Source organism: Streptomyces sp. URMC 129, assembly GCF_051386415.1.
Lineage (GTDB): Bacteria > Actinomycetota > Actinomycetes > Streptomycetales > Streptomycetaceae > Streptomyces.
This window is the reverse complement of record NZ_JBPQTQ010000083.1, coordinates 20,510-27,106: the sequence shown is the minus strand read 5'-3', so window position 1 is coordinate 27,106 and position 6,597 is coordinate 20,510. Positions and strand designations below refer to the sequence as shown.

Genomic DNA, 6,597 nt, shown 5'->3' with positions numbered 1-6,597 from the left:
GCCGGGGAGCGGGATCTTCCTCGGGATGACGGGCCAGAAGGCCGGATTCACCGCCGCGCGGGTGACCCGTCCCCAGCCGCCCTCCGCTTCCCAGTCCGTCACCCGGGCCCCGTCGCCTTCCGCGGCGATGGCCGCCCCGGCCTGTGCCATCAGGGCTCCGGCGGTACGGGCGTCGCCCGGGTCGGACGCGGCGGCCATCAGACGGGCGGCCGTGGCGGGAGGTGTCTCCGGCGGGATCACGAGGAGGTCCCAGCGCCGCGTCTTGCCGGCGAGCAGGAGCAACGCGTGCGGGTCCTGCTCGGCGGAGAACCAGCCCACGCGCAGCACACGGCCGGGGAGCGGGATCTTCCTCGGGATGACGGGCCAGAAGGCCGGATTCACCGCCGCGCGGGTGACCCGTCCCCAGCGGGGCTCGAACGCCGCCGCGAGCAGGGCGAGTTCGAGTGCGAGGTCGCGGGAGTACGGCCACCACGCGCCGTCCAGGGGGCCCGGGCTGCTGCCCCCGGGGGCGAGGGAGAGGCGGCAGGACCGCCTGACGAGGTGCTCTGCCGTCGGACCGGAGATCACGATCATGGGGTGACCATTCCCGGGCGCGTGCGCCCGGTGCCGTCGTTCTCCGAGAACGACGCCGGCAAGACCGCCGGAATGCGAGGTGCTCTCGGTTTCCCCAGCCTACTCCGGTCGCTCTCCATTGGGACCATGACGGAGGAACCGGTCGTGAAGCCGACGCACCGTGACGCGCGGATCACAGTTCCCGGCCCGGCCTCCCGTGCCCGGCTTCTGTTCCGGGGGCGTAGGGTGGGAACGGCGCTCCCCCTCTCTGCTCGTCATCATCTCCGTCCTCGCGGGGAGCGCGCGCTCGCGGAAGGCCCCGTGCGGATCGCGTCACCACGGCAGGCCACCGCAGTCCCGGCCGTGGCCGTGACCACCGGGACCCCGGCGGCGACACCTCCGCTCCGGGCGTGCCCGCGCCGCCCGCCCGTTCTCCCCCCGATCTCCGTCCTCCTCCTCTCCTCCAGCGTCCTCCTCGCGGTCGACGCCCCGGAGGACCGTCCCACCGTCCCCACCGTGCCGTCCCCGACGGCACCGCCGGGGCCACCCACCCGGCTCGCAGAAGGAACCCCCACCATGACCACACACACCGCGGTCCGTCCCCCGCCCCCGCGGGCGTCCGGCAGCGATTTCGCCCGGCTGTCGAAGAAAATCGCCGCCGCCGGCCTGATGGCCCGCCGCCCCGGCTACTACGCGGTCCGGATCACGGTGGTGGCCGGGCTCTACCTCGGCGGCTGGACCGCGTTCGCGTTGCTGGGCGACACGTGGTGGACGCTCGGGATCGCCGCCTTCCTCGCCCTGCTCTTCGGCCAAGTAGCGCTGCTGGCCCACGATGTGGCGCACCGTCAGGTGTTCCGCAGGCGCCGGGCCAGCGAGGTGACCGGGCGGATCGCCGGGGCGTGCATCGGGATGGGCTACGAGTGGTGGCAGGACAAGCACACCCGGCACCACGCCAACCCCAACCACGCGGAGCTCGACCCCGACGTCGCCCCCCACCTGCTGGTCTGGTCCCAGGACCAGGCCCGCGCCGCGAAGGGGCTGCCCCGCCTGATGGGCCGGGCCCAGGCGTTCCTGTTCTTCCCGCTGCTCACGCTGGAGGGCTTCAGCCTGCACGTGGCGGGCGTGCGGGCGCTGGCCAACCGCTCGATCAAGAACCGCGCGCTGGAAGGCGTCCTGCTCTTCGGGCACTTCGCGGTCTATCTCACCGCGCTGTTCTGGGTGCTGCCGCCCGGCATGGCGATCGCCTTCCTCGCCGTCCACCAGTGCCTGTTCGGCGTCTACCTCGGGTCCATCTTCGCCCCGAACCACAAGGGCATGCCGATCCTGACCGGCAAGGACCGCCCGGACTTCCTGCGCCGCCAGGTGCTCACGTCGCGCAACGTGCGCGGCGGCTGGTTCACCGACATCGTGCTGGGCGGTCTCAACTACCAGATCGAGCACCACCTGTTCCCGAGCATGCCCAGCCCCCACCTGCGCCGCGCGCAGAGCGTCGTGCGGCGCTACTGCGAGGAGCTGGGAGTGGACTACCTGGAGACCGGGCTGATCGCCTCCTACCGGCAGGCACTCGCCAGCCTGCACCGGGCCGGTGCCCCCATCCGGCGTTCCCGCGCCGCCGCCTGACGGTCCGCCGGGCCGGGCCGTGCGTAGACTGCGACGGTCCGGAGCGTGCCGCGTCACGATCCCGGGCCGCCGCCGCCCCGCCGGGCAGACCGGCGCGGGCACGGCCCCCGCCGCATCCCGCCGCCTCGCCCGGTGGGCACCATCCGCACTCCCCGGCCCCCGGGAGGCCCCGCGCGGGGCCTCCCGGCATCTCCGGGACGGGAGATCAGAGGAGCATGACCGTGACCGAGTACCTCGCGCCGCCGTCCCCGCCGCCGCCCCCGGCGGACGACCTTCCGGCCCGGCTGACCCTGCTGCCGCCGGGCACGGGGCCGCACCGGCTGGACGGCACCTGGTGGCCCCGCTCCCACGACCTCGGCCGCGAACTGCCCGCGCTCCTCGCGGCGCTGGAGGAACACTGGCCGGGCATCACCCGGGTCACGGTCAGCCGTTCCATGTGGCGGGTCCGGCCCGACAGTCTGTCCCTCGGCGACCGCGCGGTGCACATCAACCGGTCCGAGGCCACCCCCACCCCGCACACGGTCTGCCTGCTCTCCTACGGCGTCGGCCGCTGCGACCTGCTGGTCATCCCGCCCGGCGCCCCCGCTTCCGCCGCCGCCGGCCCAGCCACCGCCCCCGCCCCGGCCGCGGCCCACGCTCCGGCAGAAGCCTGACCCGGCGGTCGCCGTCGCCGTCTCAGGCGGAGCGGATCCGGTCGCGGAGGCGGCGCGCGACCTGGCCCATCAGGGCGTCGGCGGCGGGCTGGACGGCCGCGGCCACCCGCGACTCGGTCAGCACGGCCACGGCGTACGCCTGGCCGTCGGCGTGCTCCACGACGCCCACCTCGTGGCGCAGGTTGAGCAGCGTGCCCGTCTTGGACGACCAGGTGGACGCGTCGGAGGCGAAGTCCGGCGCGAGACGGTGGCGCAGCACGTTGGCGCCCATGAGGGTGCGCAGGCGCGCGGCGACATCGGGGTGGATCGCCGACGGTTCCGTCCACAGGGCCTGGAGGAGATCCACGAACGCGCGCGCCGTACCCGTGTTGGCGCGCGAGACGTCGAGCTGCGGCACCCGGTGGCCGCGCCCCGCCGTGCCCGCGTCGATCGCCAGGGCGTGGGCGAGGTGCGCGTCCGTCGCGTCGAAGCGCTCCACCGGGGTCTCGGTCAGCTCCTGCGTCAGGTGCCGGACCGCGATGCCGCGCACCCCGAGCCGGTGCAGGATCGCCGCGACCTCGGACGGCGGCGTGAGCCCGAACAGCGCGTCGGTGGCGACGCCGTCGCTGATGCAGACGCTGAGGTAGAGCAGGTCGTCCACGGCGACGCGGGCGGCGTGGCGGAACCGGCTCAGGCCGGTCGGCCCCGGCGTGGTGATCCGCCCGGGCGGCACGTCCAGCACGGTGGCGCCGTCGAGTTCGCCGAGCCGGACGCGTTCCAGCGTCGCCAGGGCGAGCGGCACCTTCACCAGGGACGCGACGGGGAACTCGATGTCCGGATCGATGCCGAGCTCGTCGCCGGTGCCCAGGTCACGGACGAGGAACGAGCCGTACAGCCCGCCGTCGCGCAGCATCTCGCGCAGCTCCCGCAGGAGCCCGTCGGCGTTCACCGGGCCGCTCCCGCGCCCGTCCCGGTGCCCAGGCACCGGGCGATGCCGTCCGCGCACCGCTCCCCGAGACGGGTCGCGTCGGCGTCCGTGTCGTCGGCGGTGGCCAGGGCGTATCCCCGGGCGAGACCGGCGGCGGCCAGTTCCCCGACGGGCCGCCAGTGCAGCCGGAGCCGCCGGGCCTGGTCGGGCGAGGTGAGCAGCGCGTCGCCGTGGCTCAGCACGTCGGCCACCGCCGAGGCCACGGTGGGGGCGACGGCGAGCTGTGCCGGGCGCAGTCCGACGGCGTCGCGCAGGCGGGTGAGGCGGTCCCGTATGTGGGGCACGTCGTCCTCGGGCTGGAGCCAGACCCGCCGGGGCCGTTGCGCGCGGTCGGCGCGGCCGGGGCGCAGGGTGTCCAGGTAGACCGGCCCGGTGCCGGGGGCGGCGGCGACCGCCAGGCCCAGCGGCACGGTCCAGGCCGCGTCGGTGGCGGGCACCGCCAGCAGGGCGGCGCGCACCTGCCGGGAGGCGACGAGGCCGGCGCGCTCGGCCGGTGCGGCGGGGCGCGGGTCGAGCCGGATGCCCTGGCCGTGCGCGTCGGCGATGAGGCGCGCGAGGGCGGCGGTCGGGCAGGTCGCCGGGACGGCGAGGCGCAGCGGCCGGTGCCGGGCGGCCTCCGCCTCGTGCTCCAGCTCGTCGGCCAGCCGCACGAGTCGCGTCGCCAGCGGCAGCATGTCCCGGCCGAACGGGGTGAGGGTGGCCGCGCGGGAGGACCGTTCCAGCAGCCGCCGGCCGAGGTGCCGCTCCAGCGCGGCGACGCGCCGGCTCGCGACGGACTGGGCCATCCGGGCCGCCGCCGCGCCGACGGTGAAACTGCCGCGCTCGCTCACGTGGACGAACGCGCGGCATGCCCCCACAAGATCCACGGACGGGCATTATGCCAAAGCGGCATGGAACCGCGCGTTCGTGACTTGGACGGCGGGGGGCCGTGGGCCGGAAGGTGGTCCCGGCCAGGGAGCTTCCCCGGCACGGGAGTCCGCGCACGTCCTTGCGAAGCCTGGAGGTTCATCCATGACGCACATGACGCACATGTCGCCCCCGACGCGACCGGCGCATCCGGCGCGGCTGACGCGCGTGCGCCGGGGCGCCGCCCGGGTGGCCGCCGTCCTCGCGCTCGTCGCGCTCCCAGCGTGCGGTCAGGACACCGGGGCCGCGCCCGGCGCGTCCGCCGATGCGCCGGGTGCGGCGTCGCCCGCGGTGCCGGAGGGGTCCACGAACCGTCGGTTCGACGAGCTGGAGCGCGAGTTCGACGCGCGGCTCGGCGTCTACGCCCTGGACACCGGCACGGGCCGGGAGGTGGCGTACCAGGCGGACGAACGGTTCGCGTACGCCTCCACGTTCAAGGCCCTGGCGGTGGGCGCCGTGCTCCGCGCGTACGGGCTGGACGGGATCGACGAGGTGATCACGTACACCTCCGACGACATCATCGACAACTCGCCCGTGACGGAGAACTTCGTCGGCACCGGGATGAGCCTGCGCGAACTGTGCGCCGCCACCCTCTGGTACAGCGACAACACGGCGGTCAACCTGCTCCTGGAGGCGATCGGCGGGCCCGACGAACTGGAGGCGGTGCTGGAGGAGTTCGGTGACGACGTCACCGAGATGGACCGGTACGAGCCGGAGTTGAGCGAGGGAACGCCGGGCGACATCCGCGACACCAGCACGCCGCACGCGATGGCCGGGAGCCTGCGGGCGTTCCTCCTCGGCGACGCGCTGGAACGGGGCGAACGCGAGCTGCTCAGGCAGTGGATGACGACGAACACCACCGGCGAGACGCTGATCGGCGCGGGCCTCCCGGACGACTGGACCGTGGCCGACAAGAGCGGCACCGCCGGGTACGGCGGGCGCAACGACATCGCCGTGGTGTGGCCGGACGACGGCGGCAACCCCGTCGTCATGGCGGTCATGAGCAGCCGCGACGAAGAGGGCGCCGAGCGCCACGACGAACTGATCGCGGAGGCCGCCGCCGTGGCCGTCGCCGCGCTGGGGCGCCGGTAGCGGGCAGGCGGCCTCAGTGGCGGGGGCGCTCGATCCGCAGGACGTCCTGGTCGTGCCTGATGACGTAGCGGCCCTCGGGGGTGCGGAAGTGGCGGCGGACGTACGCCTCCACGCTGCCGCGCGGCGGCAGCGGCGCGCCGCCGGTCCGGTCCGCCGGGACGCTCAGCAGGAAGTCCGCGACCAGCAGGGTCTCGTCCAGACAGGGGCTGCTGTAGCGCGCGGGCAGGGCGTCCAGGCGGACGTCACCGACCAGCCCGGGCGGGGCCGCGGCCAGCTCCCGGGCCAGGTCGCGTACGTCGAAGCGGCACCCGGTGAAGTGCCGGACCATGCCCATGCACGCGTTGTCGGGGTTCTGCAGGAGAACGAGGAGGAGGCCGCCGGGGGCCACCCACTCCATGACGCGCAGCACCGTCGCCGTCCACTGCTCGGGCGGAACGTAGTAGAGCACGTGGGACAGGAGCGCGAGGTCGGCGGCGACGCCCGGCTCGGCCGCGAGCACGGGATCCGGCAGGACGGTCGCGTCCGGGCAGGTCCGCTCCAGCACGCAGCGCATGGGTGCGCTGGGTTCGATGCACACGGTGTCCTCGAAGGACGGCGCGAGGTGGCGTGTCGTGGTGCCGTCGGCCGGGCCGACATCGAGGAGCACGCGCCGGTGGGTGAGCGTGTCCACCACGCGATCGAGGTAGGCGTGGGTGACGGTCTTCTCGTCGGTCCGGGCCAGGAAGCGGCCGAGGGCCAGGCGGTAGGCGTCCTCCTCCAGCCGCAGCCCCCTGGCGGGAACGGTCTCGCGTGGTGACACCACTGGTA

At 74.9% G+C, this 6,597-nt stretch carries 7 protein-coding genes; 3 read left to right on the top strand and 4 right to left on the bottom strand.

Annotation, left to right across the window (positions count from 1 at the left end; all coding sequences use genetic code 11):
* A partial coding sequence (locus tag ACSNOC_RS17950; RefSeq protein WP_436748484.1) for a DUF5994 family protein occupies positions 1 to 573 on the bottom strand: 573 nt, incomplete at its 3' end.
* A gap of 555 nt (positions 574 to 1,128) precedes the next feature.
* Between ACSNOC_RS17950 and ACSNOC_RS17945 the strand changes: the two genes are divergently transcribed.
* Both ACSNOC_RS17945 and ACSNOC_RS17940 read left to right on the top strand, forming a co-directional pair.
* Positions 1,129 to 2,172 (top strand): fatty acid desaturase family protein, encoded by a 1,044-nt coding sequence (locus ACSNOC_RS17945; RefSeq protein ID WP_436748483.1) that lies wholly within the window; start codon positions 1,129 to 1,131, stop codon positions 2,170 to 2,172.
* A gap of 215 nt (positions 2,173 to 2,387) precedes the next feature.
* Positions 2,388 to 2,825, top strand: a complete 438-nt coding sequence (locus tag ACSNOC_RS17940; RefSeq protein ID WP_436748482.1) for a DUF5994 family protein — start codon at positions 2,388 to 2,390, stop codon at positions 2,823 to 2,825.
* Positions 2,826 to 2,847: 22 nt separating this feature from the next.
* Here the strand turns inward: ACSNOC_RS17940 and ACSNOC_RS17935 are convergent, their stop codons facing one another.
* Together ACSNOC_RS17935 and ACSNOC_RS17930 are read right to left on the bottom strand one after the other, a co-directional pair.
* Positions 2,848 to 3,717 carry a serine hydrolase gene (locus ACSNOC_RS17935; RefSeq protein ID WP_436748486.1) on the bottom strand — a complete coding sequence of 290 codons (870 nt, stop codon included), beginning with the start codon at positions 3,715 to 3,717 and terminating at the stop codon, positions 2,848 to 2,850.
* 32 nt (positions 3,718 to 3,749) lie between these two features.
* On the bottom strand, positions 3,750 to 4,658 hold the full coding sequence (locus ACSNOC_RS17930) for a LysR family transcriptional regulator (RefSeq protein ID WP_436748481.1): 909 nt from the start codon (positions 4,656 to 4,658) through the stop codon (positions 3,750 to 3,752).
* A gap of 163 nt (positions 4,659 to 4,821) precedes the next feature.
* Here ACSNOC_RS17930 and bla point away from each other — a divergent pair, with 163 nt between their 5' ends.
* Positions 4,822 to 5,790, top strand: coding sequence for a class A beta-lactamase (bla, locus tag ACSNOC_RS17925; RefSeq protein ID WP_436748485.1), 969 nt, complete (start codon positions 4,822 to 4,824; stop codon positions 5,788 to 5,790).
* Positions 5,791 to 5,803: 13 nt separating this feature from the next.
* Here bla and ACSNOC_RS17920 read toward each other — a convergent pair whose 3' ends face one another.
* Complete coding sequence (locus ACSNOC_RS17920; RefSeq protein ID WP_436748480.1) at positions 5,804 to 6,592, bottom strand: methyltransferase domain-containing protein; 789 nt, start codon at positions 6,590 to 6,592, stop codon at positions 5,804 to 5,806.
* Positions 6,593 to 6,597 lie beyond the last annotated feature (5 nt).